Origin of the sequence: Microbacterium stercoris, assembly GCF_017592545.1 — a bacterium.
Taxonomy (GTDB): domain Bacteria; phylum Actinomycetota; class Actinomycetes; order Actinomycetales; family Microbacteriaceae; genus Microbacterium; species Microbacterium stercoris.
On the sequence record NZ_JAGFOA010000001.1, the window covers coordinates 439,309 to 459,815 of the forward strand.

15 protein-coding genes, 1 pseudogene and 2 riboswitches are annotated in these 20,507 nt (G+C 71.3%); of the genes and pseudogenes, 10 read left to right on the top strand and 6 right to left on the bottom strand.

Annotated elements, in window-relative coordinates; translation table 11 throughout:
* Window positions 1–247: 247 nt before the first annotated feature.
* Window positions 248–2,284: an ABC transporter ATP-binding protein gene (locus J5V96_RS02000; RefSeq protein WP_208500548.1), complete on the top strand. Its 2,037-nt coding sequence runs from the start codon at window positions 248–250 to the stop codon at window positions 2,282–2,284.
* A gap of 626 nt (window positions 2,285–2,910) precedes the next feature.
* Here the strand turns inward: J5V96_RS02000 and J5V96_RS16900 are convergent.
* The 6 genes and pseudogenes from J5V96_RS16900 to J5V96_RS02030 form a co-directional block, all read right to left on the bottom strand.
* Window positions 2,911–3,273, bottom strand: a pseudogene (locus tag J5V96_RS16900) (glycosyltransferase family 2 protein); the annotation flags it as partial.
* A gap of 20 nt (window positions 3,274–3,293) precedes the next feature.
* Window positions 3,294–4,421, bottom strand: coding sequence for a cysteine desulfurase family protein (locus tag J5V96_RS02010; protein ID WP_208500550.1), 1,128 nt, complete (start codon window positions 4,419–4,421; stop codon window positions 3,294–3,296).
* A gap of 2 nt (window positions 4,422–4,423) precedes the next feature.
* Entirely contained in the window at window positions 4,424–5,302 is an 879-nt protein-coding gene (nadC, locus tag J5V96_RS02015; protein ID WP_208499975.1) for a carboxylating nicotinate-nucleotide diphosphorylase, read from the bottom strand.
* A complete protein-coding gene (gene nadB, locus J5V96_RS02020) occupies window positions 5,302–6,831 on the bottom strand; it encodes an L-aspartate oxidase (protein ID WP_208499976.1) in 1,530 nt (509 codons plus the stop codon). The genes nadC and nadB overlap by 1 nt, the downstream gene beginning before the upstream one ends.
* A 1-nt stretch (window position 6,832) precedes the next feature.
* Window positions 6,833–8,164, bottom strand: coding sequence for a quinolinate synthase NadA (nadA, locus tag J5V96_RS02025; protein ID WP_208499977.1), 1,332 nt, complete (start codon window positions 8,162–8,164; stop codon window positions 6,833–6,835).
* A gap of 95 nt (window positions 8,165–8,259) precedes the next feature.
* On the bottom strand, window positions 8,260–8,898 hold the full coding sequence (locus J5V96_RS02030) for an NUDIX hydrolase (RefSeq protein ID WP_307793509.1): 639 nt from the start codon (window positions 8,896–8,898) through the stop codon (window positions 8,260–8,262).
* A 196-nt stretch (window positions 8,899–9,094) separates the two neighbouring features.
* On the opposite strand from J5V96_RS02030, the gene J5V96_RS02035 reads away from it, so the two are divergent.
* The 9 genes from J5V96_RS02035 (at window position 9,095) to J5V96_RS02075 (ending at window position 20,507) form a co-directional block, all read left to right on the top strand.
* On the top strand, window positions 9,095–11,482 hold the full coding sequence (locus tag J5V96_RS02035) for an MDR family MFS transporter (RefSeq protein WP_208499978.1): 2,388 nt from the start codon (window positions 9,095–9,097) through the stop codon (window positions 11,480–11,482).
* Window positions 11,472–11,933 carry a MarR family winged helix-turn-helix transcriptional regulator gene (locus J5V96_RS02040; RefSeq protein ID WP_208499979.1) on the top strand — a complete coding sequence of 154 codons (462 nt, stop codon included), beginning with the start codon at window positions 11,472–11,474 and terminating at the stop codon, window positions 11,931–11,933. Before J5V96_RS02035 ends, J5V96_RS02040 begins: the two co-directional genes overlap by 11 nt.
* 238 nt (window positions 11,934–12,171) lie before the next feature.
* Window positions 12,172–13,041 carry a hydroxyethylthiazole kinase gene (gene thiM, locus J5V96_RS02045; RefSeq protein WP_208499980.1) on the top strand — a complete coding sequence of 290 codons (870 nt, stop codon included), beginning with the start codon at window positions 12,172–12,174 and terminating at the stop codon, window positions 13,039–13,041.
* The gene (thiE, locus tag J5V96_RS02050; protein WP_236014359.1) at window positions 13,038–13,742 is read left to right on the top strand and encodes a thiamine phosphate synthase; all 705 of its coding nucleotides are present in this window, start codon (window positions 13,038–13,040) and stop codon (window positions 13,740–13,742) included. Before thiM ends, thiE begins: the two co-directional genes overlap by 4 nt.
* Window positions 13,739–15,214 carry a bifunctional hydroxymethylpyrimidine kinase/phosphomethylpyrimidine kinase gene (locus J5V96_RS02055; protein ID WP_236014360.1) on the top strand — a complete coding sequence of 492 codons (1,476 nt, stop codon included), beginning with the start codon at window positions 13,739–13,741 and terminating at the stop codon, window positions 15,212–15,214. Before thiE ends, J5V96_RS02055 begins: the two co-directional genes overlap by 4 nt.
* Window positions 15,215–15,286: 72 nt before the next feature.
* Window positions 15,287–15,379: riboswitch (glycine riboswitch) on the top strand.
* Window positions 15,380–15,482, top strand: a riboswitch (glycine riboswitch). It begins immediately after the preceding riboswitch.
* A gap of 54 nt (window positions 15,483–15,536) precedes the next feature.
* The gene (locus J5V96_RS02060; protein ID WP_208499982.1) at window positions 15,537–16,694 is read left to right on the top strand and encodes a glycine cleavage system aminomethyltransferase GcvT; all 1,158 of its coding nucleotides are present in this window, start codon (window positions 15,537–15,539) and stop codon (window positions 16,692–16,694) included.
* Window positions 16,691–17,068, top strand: a complete 378-nt coding sequence (gcvH, locus tag J5V96_RS02065; RefSeq protein ID WP_208499983.1) for a glycine cleavage system protein GcvH — start codon at window positions 16,691–16,693, stop codon at window positions 17,066–17,068. The genes J5V96_RS02060 and gcvH overlap by 4 nt, the downstream gene beginning before the upstream one ends.
* Window positions 17,065–19,920 carry an aminomethyl-transferring glycine dehydrogenase gene (gcvP, locus tag J5V96_RS02070; protein ID WP_208499984.1) on the top strand — a complete coding sequence of 952 codons (2,856 nt, stop codon included), beginning with the start codon at window positions 17,065–17,067 and terminating at the stop codon, window positions 19,918–19,920. Before gcvH ends, gcvP begins: the two co-directional genes overlap by 4 nt.
* A complete protein-coding gene (locus J5V96_RS02075) occupies window positions 19,917–20,507 on the top strand; it encodes a GNAT family N-acetyltransferase (protein ID WP_208499985.1) in 591 nt (196 codons plus the stop codon). Before gcvP ends, J5V96_RS02075 begins: the two co-directional genes overlap by 4 nt.

Genomic DNA, 20,507 nt, shown 5'->3' on the forward strand with positions numbered 1-20,507 from the left:
AGGGCGAAGCACCCATCGGCGGATCATCGTGTGATCCGGTGCGAAAGCGGGTGGGCCGGCAGAAGTAAGGCAGGAGTCTGCGCGCCGACAACTCAGGCTAACCGCGGCTTCCGACATTACATTCCCGATTTCACCCAGCAATTGTTCGGCGCTCACCCAGCCGGCGCCCATCCGGCGAACGCCCCACCCGCGCAGACGGTCCGGGGATGACGTGCGAGGGCCCGTGGTTAGGCTGGCGAGCATGAGCATGGGGCGCGTGATAGGCGGGCAGGGGCGCGGCGGCGGGGGCCGCACCGTTGATGAGGACGCGCTTCGCAAGCTGAACGCGGAGGCGCCCCGCATCCCCGACCTGCGGCGCCGCGTGGTCGGCCTGTTCCGTCCGTACCGCGGCAGGATCGCCGTCACGGGTCTGCTCGTCATCGCCGGCGCGGCGCTCGGCGCCATCCCGCCGCTGGTGATCCAGCGCATCTTCGATGACGCGCTGTTCCCGATCGACGAGCGAGCCGGATCCGTCGGAGCGGTGCAGATGGACCTGCTTGTGCGTCTTGTGCTCCTCATCGTGGGGCTCTACGTGGTGAGCGCGCTCGTCGGCATCGCGCAGGCCTGGTTCACCTCGAACGTCGGCAACAGGGTTACGGGCGACCTGCGCGTGCGGATGTTCGAGCACCTCCAGGCGATGGAGCTCGGCTTCTTCACCCGCACCAAGACGGGCGTGATCCAGTCCCGGCTGCAGAACGACGTGGGCGGCGTCTCGGGTGTGCTCACCAACACGGTCGCGGCGATCCTCGGCAACATCGTGACCGTCGTCGCCTCCCTCGTCGCAATGATCCTGATCGACTGGCGCCTGACGCTCATCGCGGTCGTGCTGATGCCGATCCTCGTCCTGGTGCAGCGGCGCGTGGGGCAGATCCGCGCGAAGATCGCGGCCGAGACGCAGCAGTCGCTGTCGGAGCTGACGGCGATCACGCAGGAGACGCTGAGCGTGTCGGGGATCCTCCTGTCCAAGGCGTTCAACCGGCAGCGCACCGAGTCGCGGCGCTATTCCGACGAGAACGCGAACCAGATCCGTCTCCAGGTGCGCCAGACCATGAGCGGTCAGGGGTTCTTCGCGGTCGTGCACGTGCTGATGGCGAGCGTTCCGGCGGTCATCTACCTGTTCGCGGGCTTCCTGCTCGCCGGCAACCCGGGCCTCATCACCGCCGGAACCGTGGTGGCATTCACCACGGTTCAGGCGCGCCTGCTGCAGCCGCTCATCGGTCTGATGAGGGTGGCGCTGGACGTGCAGACCTCCGCGGCCCTGTTCGCCCGCATCTTCGAGTACCTCGACCTCAAGCCGGCGATCCAGGACGCGCCCGATGCGATCTCGGTCGAGCACGCGCCCGGCCCGGTGGGGCGCATCGAGTTCCGAGACGTGGTCTTCCGCTACCCCGATGCGTCGGCGGATGCCCGTCCCACGCTGCAGGGCATCTCGTTCGTCGCCGAGCCGGGTCAGCAGGTCGCGTTCGTCGGGCCTTCGGGCGCGGGCAAGACCACCGTGCTCTACCTCACACCGCGCCTGTACGAGGCGGAGTCGGGCGAGGTGCGGTTCTCGGGCGAGAACGTCACCCGCCTCACCCAGGAGTCGATCATCGACCACGTCGGGATCGTGTCGCAGGAGACCTATCTCTTCCACGCGACGATCCGCGAGAACCTCCGCTATGCCAAGCCCGACGCCACGGACGCGGAGATCGAGGACGCCTGTCGCAAGGCGAACATCCACCACATCATCGCGGGGTTCGAGCACGGCTATGACACCATCGCCGGCGAGCGCGGATACCGACTCTCGGGTGGTGAGAAGCAGCGGATCGCGATCGCACGAGTGCTGCTGAAGGATCCGCCCGTCCTGCTGCTGGATGAGGCGACGAGCGCTCTTGACACCGTCTCGGAGCGGATCGTTCAGGAAGCCCTCGAGACCGCTTCGGCCGGCCGCACCACCCTCTCGATCGCCCACCGCCTGTCGACGGTCATCGACGCGGATGTCATCCACGTCATCGACGCGGGGCGCATCGTCGAGTCGGGCACGCACGCCGAGCTCATCGCGCTCGGGGGACTCTACGCCGAGCTCGCCGAGGAGCAGCTCGCCGCCAGCCGCGTGCTCGAGGCCGAGACCGGATCGGCGGAGCCCGATCCCGAGCTGCGCACCCGGCGCGCCGACAAGCCCCCGGCCGATGAGCGCACGGAGCCCGAGGTCACAACTCCCGTCGGCTTCGCCGCCCCGCCGGCCACCGGCCTGCCGGAGGCCTGAGCCGGCAGGCCCCGGGCGTCAGGCGCCGGTGAGCTCGGCGGCGAAGAGCTCGACCGCCTCGCGAGAGGCGGGCGCGAGGTCCAGCGCACGCAGCCGCGGGAGGTCCATCCGAAGGATCTGGCCGACGCGTGCGGCGTGGGGGGCGGGCGGCGCGGGGCCCGGGGGCCCCGCGGGGGCCGCGCGCGCACCCCCCCGCGGTGGGGCCCGCCGGGGGGGGCGGCCGCGACGGCCGGCGCCTCGCGGTGCAGCACGGCGAGGCCGTCGCGCATCGCGTCGAGACATGCGGCGAGCACCAGCGGATCGGCCTCGCGCTGCGTGATCGACGTGCCCTCGGCACGGACGCGCCAGTGCACCACCGGTTCGGCGATCGTGTCGATGGCTCGCGCGCCGACGTACAGCTGCTGCGTCACGGCCTGGTCCTCGTAGAGACCGGCGGGGAACCGCAGTTCGCGCCACAGCTCGGCTCGGCTCACCTTCGACCACGCGACGATGTTGCCGACCACGTCCGGATGCTGATCCAGGGTGACGCCCGTGAATCCGGCGCCGGTGGACGCCTCGACCCACGGCTGCACGGGAGAGGGGGAGTAGCCGCCGGCGTCATCCGGCCGCAGCCGCGAGTACTGCCCGACCGCGACGTCGCTCGCCGAGCGCTCGAGAGAGCCCACCAGCAGTTCCAGGGCGCGCGGCAGCATCACGTCGTCCGCATCGAAGAACCCGACATAGGGGGTGTCGACGAGCTCGAGACCCGTGTTGCGGGCGGCTCCGAGTCCGCGCTGAACGGGGTGCGTCACCACCGTGAACCGCGGATCCCGCTCGGCGAACGTGGAGAAGACGGATCCGGTTCCGTCGACGGATCCGTCGTCGATCAGGATCGCTCGCCACGCGTCGAGCGTCTGCGCCTGCAGCGAGGCGAGGGCCTCGGCCGCGTAGGGAGCGATGTTCCACCCCGGCACGACGACGGTGACGAGGGGAGGGGCGGCTTCGGGCACGACTCGAGCCTAGGCGCGGATCAGCGTCCGACGGCCGCCACGGAGGCGGCGATCGCGTCTGCCACGGGGCTCAGGTGGTCGGCCCAGTGATGGGGCAGGGTGAGGCGCAGCGCCGTCTGTGCGACGTCGCGGGCGATGCCGAGGGCGAGCAGCACGTGCGAGGGATCGGTGCGGCCGGCGGCGCAGGCCGATCCGCTCGACGAAATCACGCCGCGACGCTCGAGCTCGAGCAGCACCGCCTCGCCGTTCACGCCCTCGAAGGTGAACGAGGCGGTGCCCGGCAGCCTTCGCACGGGATCGCCCGTGAGCCGTGCCGACGGAACAAGCGAGAGCACGCGCGCCACGAGTTCGTCCCGCCGCGCGCGCACCCGCGCGGCATCCGCCGCCTGCGCTGCGGCTGCCAGCTCCAGCGCGGTCGCGAGCGCCACGGCGCCCGCGACCGACTCGGTGCCGCTGCGGCGGCCGCGCTCCTGCCCGCCGCCGTGCAGCAGAGGCTCGAGCGGCACGCGCCCGCGCACGGCGAGCGCGCCCGTGCCCTTCGGCGCGCCGAGCTTGTGACCCGAGATCGACACGGCGTCCACGCCGAGGCCGGCGAGCGGGAGCCAGCCGGCGGCCTGCACCGCGTCGGTGTGGAAGGGCACCCGGCCGGCGGCGGCGCGCAGCGCAGGCAGGTCCTGCACGGTGCCGACCTCGTTGTTGGCGTAGGCGATGGAGACCAGTGCCGTGTCGTCGTGCACGGCCGAGGCGACGGCATCCGCCGACACGACTCCGGTGCCCGATACCGGCACAGATGACACCGTGAATCCGTGCATGCGCTCGAGATAGCGCGCCGACTCGAGCACCGAGGAATGCTCGATGGGAGTCGTCACCAGGTGCCGGGCGCCGCGCTCGAGCAGAGCGGCGAGCGCGATCCCCTTGACCGCGAGGTTGTTGGCCTCCGTGCCGCCGGAGGTGAACACGACGTCGCTGCGGCGCATGCCGAGCACGGCGGCCACGCGCGCCCTCGCGTCCTCGAGGGCGGAGGATGCTCGCTCGCCCACCGTGTGGTGGCTCGACGGATTGCCGAACTCGTGCGCGAGGAAGGGGGCCATCGCCTCCCGCACCTCGGGGCGCACGGGCGTGGTCGCGGCGTTGTCGAGGTACAGCATGCTCATGAGAGCGTGACGTCGAGCCCGAGGTCGAGCGACGGCGCCGAGTGCGTCAGGGCCCCGACCGAGATCACGTCGACGCCGGTCTCGGCGATCGCGCGCACGGTCTCGAGGCTCACGCCTCCCGAGGCCTCGACCTGTGCCCGGCCCGCGATCAGCTCGACACCCGCACGCAGCTCGGCGACCGAGAAGTTGTCGAGCATCACGGTGTGCGCCCCAGCGGCGAGAACGGGCTCGATCTGCTCGATCCGGTCCACCTCGACTTCGACGTGCACCGTGTGCGGCAGGTGGGCGATGCCGGCGCGCAGCGCCTCGGTCAGCGCCGCGTCATAGTCGGCCGCGCCCGCGGTGAGCACGGCGAGGTGGTTGTCCTTGGCCATCACCGCGTCCGAGAGCGAGAAGCGGTGGTTGAAGCCGCCGCCTGACAGCACGGCGTGACGCTCGAATGCGCGCAGGCCCGGGGTGGTCTTGCGTGTGTCGACGATCCGCGTGGCGGTGTGCGCCACCTCGGCGACGTACCGTGCCGTGAGCGTCGCGATGCCGCTCATCCGCTGCGTGAAGTTGAGGGCGACGCGTTCGGCGGTCAGCACGGCGCGGGCGGATCCGTCGACTCTCGCGATCACGCTCCCCGGCTCGAACGCGGAGCCGTCGGCGAGCAGCAGCTCGACCGACACACTCGGATCCGTCAGCCGGAAGGCCGACGCGAACACCTCGCCGCCGCTGAAGATCCCCGTCTCGCGGGCCACCAGCTCCGCGCGGGCCACGGTCGTCTCGGGCAGGAACGCCGCGGCCGTGACGTCGCCCCACGGGGCATCCTCGTCGAGCGCGGCCTGAACGACGCGGTCGATGATCGACCGGGAGAGAGGACTGCCGTCGCGCATCAGAGGGCTCCTGCCGTGGCGAGTTCGCGGGACGTGTGGAGGGGCGCGTCGGTGCGCCAGTGGGCGCCGGCGGAGTCACGGCGCGCGAACGCCGCCGCCACGACGGCTTCGGCGACCATCAGCAGGTTGGCGTCCTCATGCTCGGCCACGGTGACCGGATCGCGCGAGCCGGCCCGCCATGCGGCGATCGTCTCCCCGGCGAAGGCGAGGCCGTCGCCGTCGCGCAGCAGGCCGGCGTGCGTCCACATCAGACGCTGCAGCGCGGCGCGGGTGAACACCTCGGCAGCACCGCGGGCTCCGTCGCGCGGGGCGTGTGCGTCCCGCGGCGGCGCGGGGGCGATCGGGCCGTCCCAGGTCGGCAGCGTGCCGCGGCGCGGGCGTCCGGCCTCGGACACGGCCGCGGCCGCGCGTGCTCCGAACACCGCACCCTCGAGCAGCGAGTTCGACGCGAGGCGATTGGCGCCGTGCACACCCGTGCGAGCGCACTCGCCGATCGCGTACAGCCCCGGCAGCGTGGTGCGGCCGTCGACATCGGTGACGATGCCGCCCATCACATAGTGGGCCGCGGGCGTCACGGGCACGGCGGTGGCGCTCCAGTCGAGGCCGCGGTCGCGCACGGCCGCGTCGATCGACGGGAACCGGGTGGCCAGGTCCGGGATCGCGGTGGCGTCGAGGCGGACCGAGCCCGCGGCGGCGCAGGCGCGGGCCACGACGTCGCGCGGGGCGAGCTCGCCGTCCGGGTGGGCATCGAACGCGAAGTGCCGGCCCTGATCGTCGAGCAGCACGGCGCCTTCGCCCCGCACGGCCTCCGACACGAGGAACGGTGTTCCTGTCGCCAGCACCGTCGGGTGGAACTGCACGAACTCGAGATCCTGCACGGCGGCGCCCGCCCGCAGGGCCGCGGCGATGCCGTCGCCCGTCGCCACGAGCGGGTTCGTCGTGCGCTCGAAGACCTGCCCGATCCCGCCCGTGGCGAGCACAACCGCGTCGGCGGCGAGCACCGCGGTGCGGCCCTCGTGACCCACGCGGACGCCGAGCACCCGTCCCTTGACCACGACCAGGTCCTTCAGGAACGCGTGCTCGACGATCCGGACCCCGGCTTCACGCGCCGCGCGCAGCAGGGCGCTCTCGATCGCAAGTCCCGTGGCGTCGCCGCCGGCGTGCAGGATGCGCGGCTGCGAGTGCGCGGCTTCGAGGCCCGCGAGCAGTCGCCCTTCCCGGTCACGGTCGAAGGCGACACCCCAGTCGATCAGCTCGCGGATCCGCTCCGGACCCTCTGTGACGAGGATCGACACGGCATGCGGATCGCACAGGCCTGCGCCCGCCGTCAGGGTGTCCGCGACATGGTCGTCGATGCTGTCCCCGGGGAAGACGACGCCGGCGATCCCGCCCTGGGCGTGCCGGGTCGAGCCCTGGTCCGCGCATCCCTTGGTGACGATCGTGACCTCGACGCCCCGCTGGACCGCGTGCAGCGCGAAGGTCAGGGCGGCGATGCCGCTGCCGACCACCACCGCGTGGGTCGCGCCCATGTCAGTTCGACCGTGCGGGGGCCTGGGGGACACAGGCGAGCATGCGATCGAGCGCGACGCGTGCGGGGTCGGCGACCGAGTCGGGCACCGTGATCCGGTTCACCACACGGCCCGCGACCAGCTCCTCGAGCGTCCACGCGAGGTAGCCCGGGTGGATGCGATACATCGTCGAGCAGGGGCAGACGACCGGGTCGAGGCAGAAGATCGTGTGCTGCGGGTGCTGGGCGGCGAGGCGCTGCACAAGGTTGATCTCCGTGCCGACGGCGAAGGTGGTGGGCTCGGTCGCCTCCTCGATCGCGCGCCGGATCACGTCGGTCGAGCCGGCCTCGTCGGCCGCATCGACGACGGGCATCGGGCATTCGGGGTGCACGATCACCTTCACGCCGGGGTGCTCGGCCCGCGCCTTCTCGATCTGCTCGACCGTGAAGCGGCGGTGCACCGAGCAGAAGCCGTGCCAGAGGATGACGCGCGCATCGTCGAGCTCAGCCGCGCTCGAGCCGCCGAGCGCCCTGTTCGGGTTCCATATCGGCATCCGGTCGAGGGGCACGCCCATGGCCTTCGCCGTGTTGCGCCCGAGGTGCTGGTCGGGGAAGAACAGCACCCGACGCCCTCGGGCGAAGGCCCACTCGAGGACGGTGCGCGCGTTGGACGAGGTGCAGACGATGCCGCCGTTGCGGCCCACGAAACCCTTGATCGCCGCGGAGGAGTTCATGTACGTGACCGGGATCACCGGCAGCAGCCCGTCGGCATCCGGCACGTCGAGCGGGCCGTACAGGTCGGCGAGCTGCTCCCAGCACTCCTCGACCTGGTCGATGTCGGCCATGTCGGCCATCGAGCATCCGGCCGCGAGGTTCGGCAGGATGACCGCCTGCCCGGGCGCCGACAGCAGGTCGGCGGTCTCGGCCATGAAGTGCACGCCGCAGAACACGATCGCCTCCGCGTCCGGCAGGGCCTGCGCGGCCTTGGCCAGCTGGAACGAGTCGCCCACGTAGTCGGCATGACGCACCACTTCCTCCCGCTGGTAGAAGTGGCCCAGGATCACCACGCGGTCGCCGAGCGCCGCCTTGGCGGCGACGATGCGCGCGTGCAGCTCGTCCTCCGAGGCCTCGCGGTACGAGGCGGGCAGCGCGCCCTGGAGGGGCGAGCCGGTGGGGATGACGTCGCCCAGCGAGGCGCCCGGGCCGTAGCCCGGCACGGTGTCGAAGTCCCACGGCGCCGCGGCGAGGTCCGCATCGCACGTCGAGCCGGCGGCGGATCCCGTGGCGATCGCCTGGATCTCGTGGTCGACGGACGGGTCGATCCGGCGGCTGTCGAGCAGGTTCAGAGCGGGCATCGGGCACCTCTTCTGGTCGCGGCGACACTTACTGTGTCGGCGCCAGATTAATGTCCTGATGACCAGAAGTGCAATTCGGGTCAGGATGACCAGAACTAGAGGCCGAGATCCTCCGCTTCGGCGTTGTACCGGAAGAGACGTGCGGGGCGGTGCTTGCCCGTGCGGAACGACTCGGTCGGCACCAGCGCCTCGGAGCCCTCGAGCAGCCGGCGGAAGTTCGACGGATCCAGCCGGCGTCCGAGCACCGACTCGTACACCTCGCGCAGTTCGCTGAGGGTGAACTCGTCCGGCAGCAGCCCGGCCGCGATGCGGCTGTAGCCCACCTTGTTGCGCAGTCGCCACAGCGCGTAGTCGGCGATGCGGTTGTGGTCGAAGGCGAGCTCGGGCAGGTCGTCGACGTCGAACCACTCGACGTTCTCGGGGGCACCCTGCACGGCGCGCTGGGCGTCGACCAGGTCGGATCGCAGAAGTGCCCAGTAGACGACGGAGACCACGCGGGTGGGGGAGCGGTCGACGTCGCCGAAGGTGTACAGCTGCTCCAGGAAGCTCGGCGCGAGGGCGGTGGTCTCGGCGAGTGTGCGCGAGGCGGCATCCTGCAGTCCCTCGGCCGTATCCAGCCATCCGCCGGGCAGCGCCCACTGCTCGAGGTGGGGCTGGCGAGTGCGCCGCACGAGGGGGATCATGAGCCTGTGCGCGTCGGGTTCGGGGCGCAGCGAGAAGATGACGGTCGACACGGCGACCCGGATCGGATCCGCGGCTCGCTCGGTCGTCTGGCTCACGCTCTCGAGACTACTTCGCGGCGGTCGTTCGGAGCGGGGGCGCGGGTCCGTGTCGCCACCAGAACTTGACCCATGTCAACGATTATGAGATGGTTGATGGATGTCAACTGAAACCGCGCGCCCAGATACGGATACTGGGTCTCATCCCGTCATGCGCCCGTCGCAGGTCCTCTCCGCGATCTCCGGCCTCATGGCAGCCATGTTCGTTGTGCTCATCTCATCGACCGTCGTGGCGACTCCGATGCCGGTCATCATGGCCGACCTCAACGGCACCAACACCGAGTACACGTGGGTGCTGGTCGCCGCGTTCCTCACCATGACCGTGACCACCCCGATCTGGGGCAAGCTCTCGGACATCTTCAACCGCAAGCTGCTGCTGCAGATCGCGCTCGTGATCTTCGTCGCCGCCACCGTCGCCGCCGGCTTCGCGGGCCAGATCGGTGGCGAGAGTCACGAGGGCGGCGCCACCTGGCTCATCGCCTGGCGCTTTGTGCAGGCCGTCGGCACGGGTGGCCTGATGGCCCTCGGCCAGGTCGTCATCGCCGACATCATCGCTCCGCGTGAGCGCGGCAAGTACATGGGCATCATGGGCGCGGTCATGGCCGTCGGCCAGATCGCCGGCCCGCTGCTCGGCGGCGTCATCGCCGACACCTGGGGCTGGGAGTGGTGCTTCTTCGTCGGCGTCCCGATCGCGGTCGTCGCCTTCATCATGATGCAGGCCACCCTGAAGGTCTCCAACCACACGCGCCCCGTGCGCATCGACTTCATGGGCATCGGCTTCGTGATCGCCAGCATCGGCCTGCTGATGCTGTGGCTGCAGTTCGGCGGCAAGCCCGACGAGGGCGGCTTCGAGTGGAACTCCGCCCTCAGCTTCCTCATCGCCGGTGCGGGTGTGTTCTTCGCGGCCGCGGCGATCGTCACCGAGTACCGCAGCAAGGATCCGGAGCCGCTGGTCATCGGCCGCGCGCGCGCCGTCAAGCTCGACCTCGTCGGTGCGGCGTTCATCGTCGCGGGCATCGCGCTGCTGCTCATCTGGATCAGCCTCGGCGGCAAGCCCGCCGCGGGCGGCTTCGAGTGGGACTCGGCGGCCAGCTGGACCATGCTCGGCGTGGCCGTGCTGTTCACGCTCGCCGCGATCATCACGCAGTTCGTGGTGGCCGAGCCGATCATCCCGCTGCGCATGCTGCGCGAGCGCACCTTCGCCCTCGCCTCGGTCGCGTCGATCTCGGTCGGCGTCACGATGTTCGGCACGTCGGTCTTCCTCAGCCAGTACCTCCAGTACGCGCGCGGATTCACGCCCACCGACGCGGGACTCGCGACCATCCCCATGGTCATCGGCTCGATGGTCGGCGCCATCGTGGTCGGTCAGCTGATCTCGCGCACCGGCAAGTGGAAGGGCTTCGTCATCGCCGGCGCGGTCATCCTGACCGCCGGTCTGGCGGGCATGTCCACGATCCACTACGACACCGAGATGTGGATGGTGTGGAGCTACATGTTCCTGCTGGGTCTCGGCTCGGGCGTCCTGATGCAGAACCTCGTGCTCGTGGTGCAGAACTCGCTGCCGGCCAGCATGCTTGGCTCGGGCTCGGGCGCCATCGCGTTCTTCCGCAGCCTCGGCGGCACCGTGGGTGTGACGGTGCTCGGATCCATCCTGGGCACGCAGGTGGGCGACAAGATCAAGACGGGCCTCGAGGAGCTCGTCGCGAAGATCGACCCCTCGCTCGGCATCCCTCAGCTGCTGGCTGACAACCCCGACTGCGCCGACAGTCTCGAGCAGATGCAGTCGGGCAATCTGCCCGACATCGCCGCGCTCTGCGAGCCGGTGCGCACCGTCGTCGAGAGCGGCTATGGCGACTCGATCGCCAACCTGTTCTTCCTCGTCGTCCCGCTCGCCATCATCACGCTCATCTGCACGATCTTCCTCCCGAACAAGCCGCTGTCGCGCAAGACCGCGGCGCAGCAGATCGAGGAGGAGTTCGGCGCCGAGCTCGCGGCGCTCGAGCCCGCCGAGAAGGGCGGCGCCGGCTACCGGGAGCTCGTCGAGACCGGGGCCATCCCGGTGCCCGAGGAGGAGCTCGCCCACGCGCGTCGTTCGCGTCGCGCCACACAGCGCAGCCTGACCGAGACCGCTTCGGCGGCCTCGGCCGAGCAGGCGCACTCCGCGGTGGCGGTGCTCGAGGCCGATCCGGCAGAGAACCCCGCTCCTGTCGCGGCGTCCTCGCCGGTCGCTGCGTCCTCGCCGGTCCCCCCGGAGACGCCGTTGGCCGATGCGGCCGCCGCCTCGCGGTTCTCGGTCGCCGAGACGCAGGCCGCGGTCGAGCGCGCCCGGGCGGCGTTCGCCGAGGTGGAGGCGCAGATCGCCGCGGCGGCCGCACACCTCGACACGTACGATCGCCGCACGCAGGAGGCCGTGCGCCTGCAGGCGGATCACGCTCGCGAGGTGCTCGAGGCGGCTCAGCGCCGTCACGAGGACGCCATGGGCGCGCTCTCGGGCCTCGTGCCGGAGCCGGAGTCGACGGAGACGGGAAATGAGCGCTGAATCGTCGATCGACGCCCTCGAGGGAGCGTTCGCGGCCATCGGCCCGCTCTTCAAGAGCCGGATGCTGTCGGTCGCCACGGCGATCCATCCGGAACTCCGTCTCGCGGGCTGGAACGTGCTGCGGCCGGTGCTCCTCGCAGACCGTGAGGGCCGTCCGCTGCTCACCGTCAGCGAGATCGTCGCCCAGACGCACATGGACAAGTCGGTCGTGTCGCGCCAGCTGCGCGACCTGAAGGACTGGGGCCTTGTCACCCTCGCCCGCAGCGAGGGGGACGCCCGGGTCTTCGAGGTGACCCCCACACCCGAGGCGATCGAACGGTACACCGCGATGAAGAAGGCCTCGCGTGCGCAGTACCGCGCGATCTTCCGCGAGTGGGATCAGAGCGACGTCGACAAGCTCACCGAGCTTCTGGGACGTCTTGCCACCAGCTCGCTGAACCGCATCCCCTGAGCCGGATCCGATCCGGTTCGAGAAGGGCCCCTCACCACGGTGAGGGGCCCTTCTCCCGTTGCGGCAATGCCTCTGCACCGAGCCACCACCCCTGAAGGCAATCGGCGTCATCCGCCGTCACAGGCCCCCTCCAGCCGCTAGCCTGGGCGGAGAGACACGGGGTGTCCCCGCACCGAGGGGACTGAGATCACACCCGTATTCACCTGATCTCGTCAGCACGAGCGGAGGGATGTCTTCCATGGCACACGCGTATCCAGACCACATCGACACGAGCGGACGCGGCGGGCCGGTGATCGACGCCGCGGCGATTCTTCGAGAGCTGCGGGCGGGCTCACCGCTCGTGCAGTGCCTCACCAACTCGGTCGTGGTGAACTTCACCGCCAATGCGCTGCTCGCCGTCGGCGCGGCCCCCGTGATGGCGGACATCCCCGTCGAGGCCGGCGAGTGCGCACGCTTCGCATCCGCGGTGCTGGTCAACCTCGGCACGCCGTCGGCCGAGCAGCGCGAGGCGATGCTCGAAGCCTCCGTGGCCGCCCGTGAGGCGGGCACCCCCTGGGTGCTCGACCCCGTGGGCGTCGGCGCGCTGAGCCTGCGCACCGCCTTCGCCGCCGAGCTGCTCGCGCAGCGCCCCGCGGTCATCCGAGGCAATGCGTCCGAGATCCTGGCGCTCGCCGGTGCGGGGGCGGGCGGCCACGGGGTGGACGCCGCCGACGACGTCGATGCGACGCTCGACGTCGCGGTTCGCCTCGCCTCGGAGACGGGCGCGGTGGTCGCCGTGTCGGGCCCCGTCGACCTAATCACCGACGGTGAGCGGATCGTGCGGGTGCCCGGAGGCAGCGCACTGCTCACGAAGGTCACGGGCGGCGGATGCGCCCTGGGCGCCACGGTCGCCGCCTTCTCCTGGGCCGCGGCCTCGGCCGGCTTCGGCGCTCTGGAGGGCGCTGTGGTCGCGCACCTGGTGCATGCCGAGGCGTCCGAGCGCGCCGAGGCGACAGCCGGCGGACCGGGCTCCTTCGCCGTGCACTTCCTCGACGCGCTCGCCGCGGTCACGCCCGAGCGGCTCGCCGCCCGCGATGTGCTCGTGCTCGACGTGGCGGGCGTTCGATGATGCGCGCTCGCCTCGAGCTGTCCACCTACCTCGTCGCGGACGTCACGACCATCACGGGAGCGGGATTCCGGCGCTCGGTCGCCGATGTCGTGTCCGCCGCGGTCGCCGGGGGCGCGGGCGTAGTGCAGATCCGCGGGAAAGAACTCGCGGCGAACGAGCTGCTGCGGATCGTGGAGGCGTGCGCCGAGCGCATCGACGGCCGCGCCGTGCTGCTCGTGAACGACCGCGTCGACGTCGCTCTCGCGGCGCGGGCCGCGGGGGTGCCCATCGACGGCGTGCACGTCGGGCAGAGCGACCTGCCGCCGCACCTCGTGCGCGCCCTGCTCGGTCCGGAGGCGATCGTCGGGCTGAGCGCCAGCCGCGACGACGAGCTCGCCGCACTGCGGCGCCTGCCGGAGGGAACGGTCGACTACCTCGGCGTCGGCGCGGTGCGCGCGACGCCGACCAAGAAGGATCACCCCGCGCCCCTCGCGTGGGACGGCTTCGCCGCCTTCGCGGCGCGCACAGGCGATCTGCCCTGCGTGGCCATCGGAGGGGTGGGCTCGGGCGACGCCGCCGACGCGCAGCGGGCGGGGGCGGCGGGGCTGGCCGTTGTGCGAGCCGTCTGCTCGGCGCCCGATCCGCAGGCCGCCGCCGAGGCGCTCTGTGCGGAATGGAACGCCGCGCAGATCATCGCCCAGAGGACCGAGGCCCTCGCATGATCCCCAACGTGCTCGCCATCGCCGGATCCGATCCGTCGGGCGGCGCCGGCATCCAGGCCGACCTCAAGTCGATCCAGGCATGCGGGGGATACGGCATGGCCGCCCTCACCGCGCTGACTGCTCAGAGCACCCAGGGCGTCAGCGGAGTGCATGTCCCGCCGGTCGGGTTCCTGCGTCAGCAGCTCGACGCGCTCGCGTCCGACATCCGGATCGACGCGGTGAAGATCGGCATGCTGCCCTCGTCCGCGGTCATCGACGAGGTCGTCTCCTGGATCGATGCGCTGCCCGCGAAGCCGCCGATCGTGCTGGACCCGGTGATGGTCGCCTCCTCGGGCGACCGCCTCATCGATCCGGATGCCGTGATCGCGCTCGAGCGGCTGATCGCGCGTGCGGACGTCGTCACCCCGAACCTGCCGGAGCTGGCCGCTCTGCTGGGGGAGCCGGTCGCCTCGTCGTGGCCGTTCGCCCGCGAGCAGGCGGCGCGCCTCGCGCAGCGGCACGGCGTGCTGGTCCTGGCCAAGGGCGGGCACCTGCCGGGCCAGGAGACACCCGATGCGCTGATCGGCGTCGACGGCGCCGTCGCCCAGTTCCTCGGCGCGCGCATCTCGACCACGAGCACGCACGGCACGGGCTGCTCGCTGTCCTCGGCGCTCGCCGCGATCTACGCGCGCCACGGGGACTGGGCGGTGGCCGCCCGCCTCGCCCGCACCTGGCTGCGCGGTGCGATCGCGGCCGCCTCCGAGCTGGAGGTGGGGGCGCCCGGCGGGCACGGACCCCTGCACCACGCCTACGCGCTGTGGGCGGGACAGGCGTTTCCGGGCGCCGGCGCCGAACTCACCACGTGGTGGGACGACGTCGAGCCGATCCGATCCGCGATCGATGACCTGTGGTTCGTACGACAGCTGGCGGACGGAACGCTCGCGCGGGAGGACTTCGACAACTACCTCGCCCAGGATGCGCTGTACCTGCACTGCTACGCCCGGGCTCTCGAGCGCGCGGCCGAACTGGCGCCGACCGAGCCCGAGAGGGAGTTCTGGGCGAGCGGCGCGCAGGCCTGCCTGGAATCGGAGCTCGCCCTGCACGAAGCACGCGTGGGCGCGGTCGTGGGGGCGGATGACGAGCCCGAGCCGAGCGAGGAGACGATCTCCTACCTGTCCCACCTCGCGGCCTCGGCGGGCACGGGCGACTACGGCATCCTGACCGCCGCGATCCTGCCGTGCTACTGGGTGTATCAGGACGTCGGAGAGAAGCTCGCGCGAGTCAACCATCCCGGCCACCCCTACGCCGACTGGCTGACGATGTACGGCTCGCCGGAGTTCGCCGCGTCCACACGCCAGGCCATCGCCTGGGTGCAGCGGGCCGCTCGCACGGCCACGAACGACCAGCTCGGTCGGATGCGCGAGGCGTTCGAGCAGTCGTGCCGGTACGAGCTGGCGTTCTTCGCGCAGCGGACCGCAGTGGCCGTCGCGTGAGCGGCCGGCGCGCACCCTCGTGTTCGGGGGTGCGCGCCGCTAGGCTGACCGCGACAACCGAACATCGGCCCCACGACACGCGCGGGAGAGTCGCCTCACACGAGGTGACACCGAAGGAGCAAGCCTCCCCGCCAATCTCTCAGGTACACGTACCGCGCGGATCGGGCCACTCTGGAAAGCGGAGCGGAGGCTCCCGCCGACGGTGAAAGTCGGATCCGCAGCGATACGGATCCGCCGAAGCTCTCAGGTCCATGACAGAGGGGGAGTTCTCCCGGGTCTCATCCGAGGCCCGGCACCGGACGAACGTTCGTCAGGAGAGCTCTTGGCCCCGCAGCGCACCACCCCCCTCCACAGCGAGCACACCGCGCTCGGCGCGTCCTTCACGGACTTCGGCGGCTGGCTCATGCCGGTGCGCTACTCGTCGGATCTGGCCGAGCATCACGCGGTGCGGCAGGCCGCCGGGCTCTTCGACATCTCGCACATGGGCGAGATCGTCGTGGACGGGCCGCAGTCCGCCGCGTTCCTCGACTTCGCGCTCGCCGGCGCGATCTCGCGCATCCCGGTCGGGCGCGCGAAGTACACGATGATCCTCGCCGAGGACGGCGGCATCATCGACGATCTGATCGTGTACCGGACGGGCGAGCACCGGTTTCTGATCGTCGCGAACGCCGGGAACCGCGAGACCGTGGTCGAGGAGCTGCGCGCGCGGATCTCGTCGTTCGCCTTCCGGCGCACCGCCGAGACGACGACGGGCGGCACCTTCGCATACGTCGTCGGCGATACGGGCGTCGAGCTGGAGGACGTCTCGGACCAATTCGCGCTGCTCGCGCTGCAGGGGCCCGCCGCCGAGCGCATCCTGGGCGAGACCCCGGGGGTGGTGCACCTCTCGCAGCCGCTCGCCGCGCTGCGCGCCTATGCCTGGGCGTCGGCGACGTTCCAGGGCGAGCCGCTGGTCATCGCCCGCACCGGCTACACGGGCGAGGACGGATTCGAGCTGCTTGTGCCCGCACGCCACGCCGTCTCCCTCTGGCGTGCACTGCTCGAGGCAGGGGAGCCGCACCAGCTGGTGCCGGCGGGCCTCGCCGCGCGCGACACCCTCCGACTCGAGGCCGGCATGCCGCTGTACGGCCATGAGCTCTCACGCGGCATCCGGCCCGAGCAGGCCGGACTCGGCCGCGTGATCCCCGCAGGCAAGCGCGACTTCGTCGGCGAGCACATGGCCGACCCGGACGCTCCCGTGCTCATCGGTCTCTCCGCCGACGGGCGCCGCGCGGGGCGCGCGGGCTACGGCGTCTTCCGCGGCGACGACCGCGTCGGCGAGATCACCAGTGGCGCCCTCAGCCCCACCCTCGGCCATCCCGTTGCCATGGCCTACGTCCGCCCCGACGCGGCCGAGGCCCCCGACCTGACCATCGACATCCGCGGCACACGTGTCCCGGCATCCGTCACCGCCCTGCCCTTCTACCGGAGGATCTCATGACCGACCTCACCGCCCTGCAGTACACCGCCGAGCACGAGTGGATCGCCCGCGACGGAGATATCGCCACCGTCGGCATCACGGACTTCGCGGCGGATCAGCTGGGCGACATCGTCTACGTCGATCTGCCGTCCGTCGGAACCACGGTCACGGCGGGCCAGGTGTTCGGCGAGATCGAGTCGACGAAGTCGGTCTCGGAGCTGTACGCGCCCGTCTCCGGCGAGGTGGTCGAGGTGAACGACGCGATCGACGCCGAGCCCGAGGCCGTGAACGCCGACGCCTTCGCCGCCTGGCTGATCCGGGTGCGCGTGTCGGACGAGCCGGTCGGGCTGCTCGACCGCGCGGCCTACACCGAGGTCACCGGAGCAGCCGGATGAGCCGTTCGTACCTTCATCGGCACATCGGAACGAACGACGCCGACCAGACCGCGATGGCCGAGGCGATCGGCGTCGGCGCGGACCGCCGTCGCGCGCTCGAACGCGTGATGGATGCCGCGGTGCCGGCCGTGATCCGTCCGGGTGGGGCGTTCGCGCCCGGCGCGCTCCCCGAGACCGGCGCATCCGAGGCGGAGGCGCTCGCCGAGCTGCGCGCACTCGCCGCACGCAATCGCGTGCTGTCCCCGATGATCGGACTCGGCTACAGCGACACGATCACGCCGCCGGTCATCCAGCGGGGTGTGCTCGAGAACCCGTCCTGGTACACGGCCTACACGCCGTATCAGCCCGAGATCTCGCAGGGCAGGCTCGAAGCGCTGCTCAACTTCCAGACCATGGTCGGCGACCTGACCGGGCTGCCGGTCGCGAACGCGTCGATGCTCGACGAGGCGACGGCGGCCGTCGAGGGGATGCTCGTGGCGCGGCGCGCCTCGAAGAGCACGTCGAACGTCTTCCTCGTCGACGCGGATGCGCTGCCGCAGACGAAGGCCGTGCTCGCCGTCCGGGCCGAGGCGCTCGGCATCGTGCTGCACGAGACGCCCTATGATCCGTCGGCCCCTGCCGCCCCGGATGCCTTCGGCGCCCTTATCCAGTACCCGGGCGCATCCGGGCGCATCTGGGATCCGCGCGACGCCATCGCCGCCGTGCAGGCGCGCGGCGGGCTCGCCGTCGTCGCGGCCGACCTGGTGGCGCTGACGCTGATCGCCTCGCCCGGATCGCTCGGCGCCGACATCGTGGTCGGCTCCACGCAGCGGTTCGGCGTGCCGCTTGGGTTCGGCGGCCCTCACGCCGGCTGCCTCGCCGTGCGCGCAGGTCTCGAGCGGCAACTGCCCGGCCGTCTCGTGGGCGTCTCCGTCGATGCCGAGGGGGCGCTCGCGTACCGGCTCGCCCTGCAGACCCGGGAGCAGCACATCCGGCGCGAGAAGGCGACGTCGAACATCTGCACCGCACAGGTGCTGCTGGCCGTCATGGCGTCGATGTATGCGGTCTATCACGGGCCCGAAGGGCTCTTCCGCATCGCGTCCGAGATCAACGCGAAGGCGAACAGCCTGTGGGCGCGGATCGAGGCTACCGGCGCTCAGGTTGTGCACCGCAGCTTCTTCGACACGCTGACGGTGCGTGTTCCGGGCGCCGCGGGCGACGTCATCGCCGAGGCGCATGAGCGCGGCGTGCAGCTCCACCTGGTCGACGCCGACACCGTCTCGCTCTCGGTGGGCGAGGCCACCACGCGCGACGACCTGGCGTCCGTGGCCGCGGCCTTCCACGCGGTCGCGACGGCCACGCGACCCGCCTTCGTCGGCGAGTTCCGCTCCATCCCGGAGGCCCTTCAACGCCAGGACGCCTTCCTCACGCACCCCGTGTTCCATGCGCACCGCAGCGAGACCGCGATGATGCGCTATCTGCGCGCGCTCGCCGACAAGGACTACGCGCTGGACCGCGGCATGATCCCGCTCGGGTCGTGCACGATGAAGCTGAACGCGGCGGCCGCGATGACCGCGATCAGCTGGCCCGAGTTCGGCCGGATCCATCCGCTCGCACCGTCGGAGGACGTGGCCGGATACCTTGCGCTCATCGCCGAACTCGAGACGTGGCTGGCGGAGCTGACGGGCTACGACGCCGTGTCGCTGCAGCCGAACGCCGGATCGCAAGGTGAGCTGGCAGGGCTGCTCGCGATCCGCGAATGGCACCGTTCGCGCGGCGAGCTGCGCCGCGATGTGTGCTTGATCCCGTCCTCGGCACACGGCACGAACGCGGCCTCGGCGGTGCTGGCCGGCATGCGCGTCGTGGTCGTCGCGACCGCGGAGGGCGGCGACGTCGACCTCGAGGATCTCCGGGCGAAGATCACCGAGCACGCCGATTCTCTGGCCGCCCTGATGATCACCTACCCGTCGACCCACGGCGTCTACGAGGCAGACGTGAAGGACATCACGGCGGCCGTGCACAGCGCCGGCGGCCAGGTCTACATCGACGGCGCCAATCTCAACGCCCTGGTGGGGCACTCCCGCTTCGGCGATCTCGGCGGGGACGTCTCGCACCTGAATCTGCACAAGACGTTCGCGATCCCGCACGGCGGCGGCGGCCCCGGTGTAGGACCGGTCGCGGCCAAAGCCCACCTCGCTCCGTTCCTGCCGACCGCAGAGCGCCCTGTCTCCGCGGCGCCGCACGGATCGGCCGGCATCCTGCCCATCACCTGGGCCTACATCCGGATGATGGGGCGTGCGGGCCTCACCGATGCGACGAGTGCCGCCGTGCTGGCCGCGAACTACGTCGCCGCCCGACTGCGCGATCACTATCCCGTGCTCTACACCGGCGAGCGCGGCCTTGTCGCGCACGAGTGCATCCTGGACCTGCGCCCGCTGCGCGAGGAGACGGGCATCACGGTCGACGATGTCGCGAAGCGGCTGATCGACTACGGATTCCACGCGCCGACCATGTCGTTCCCCGTGCCGGGCACGCTCATGGTCGAGCCGACGGAGTCGGAGGACCTGGGCGAGCTCGATCGCTTCGTCGAGGCCATGATCGCGATCCACGACGAGGCGCGGCGCGTCGGTGCAGGGGAGTGGCCCGCCGACGACAACCCGCTCGTGAACGCCCCGCACACCGCGGCGTGCGCCGTCGCGACCCAGTGGCCGCACCCGTATTCCCGCGAGCTCGCGGTCTACCCGGCGGGGAACAGCGCGGGCAAGTACTGGCCGCCGGTGCGCCGTGTCGACCAGGCCTACGGCGACCGGCATCTCGTCTGCGCGTGCCCGCCGATCGAGGCCTTCGCCGACGCCGGTAGCGTTGCCGGGTGAGCTTCGCCGAGAACCCCCTGCTGCAGAACGACCTCGTCCGTCTCGAGCCCCTGGATCGCACGCACGGTGACGACCTCGCGCAGGCCGCGGGCGATCTCCACCGCATCTGGTACACAAGCGTGCCGGCGCCGGATCAGGTCGCGGCGGAGATCGATCGCCGTCTTGCCATGCAGGCGGCGGGGGAGATGGCGCCGTGGGCGGTCGTCGACGCCCGCACGGGCCGGGCGGTCGGCATGACGACGTTCTGCAACATCGACGAGGCCAACCGACGCGTCGAGATCGGGTACACCTGGATCGCGGCCTCCGCGCAGGGCACCGGAATCAACCCGGCCGCCAAGCTGCTCCTGCTGCAGCGTGCGTTCGAGCAGCTCGACGTGATCGCCGTGCAGTTCTTCACCCACTGGCACAACCACCAGTCGCGCACCGCGATCGCGCGCCTCGGCGCCAAGCAGGACGGCGTGCTCCGCAACCACCGCATCCTCCCCGACGGCACGATCCGTGACACGGTCGTGTTCTCGATCCTGGCCAGCGAGTGGCCGGCCGTGCGCGCCGGGCTCGAATACCGGATCGCGCGCCGCGCCTCCTGA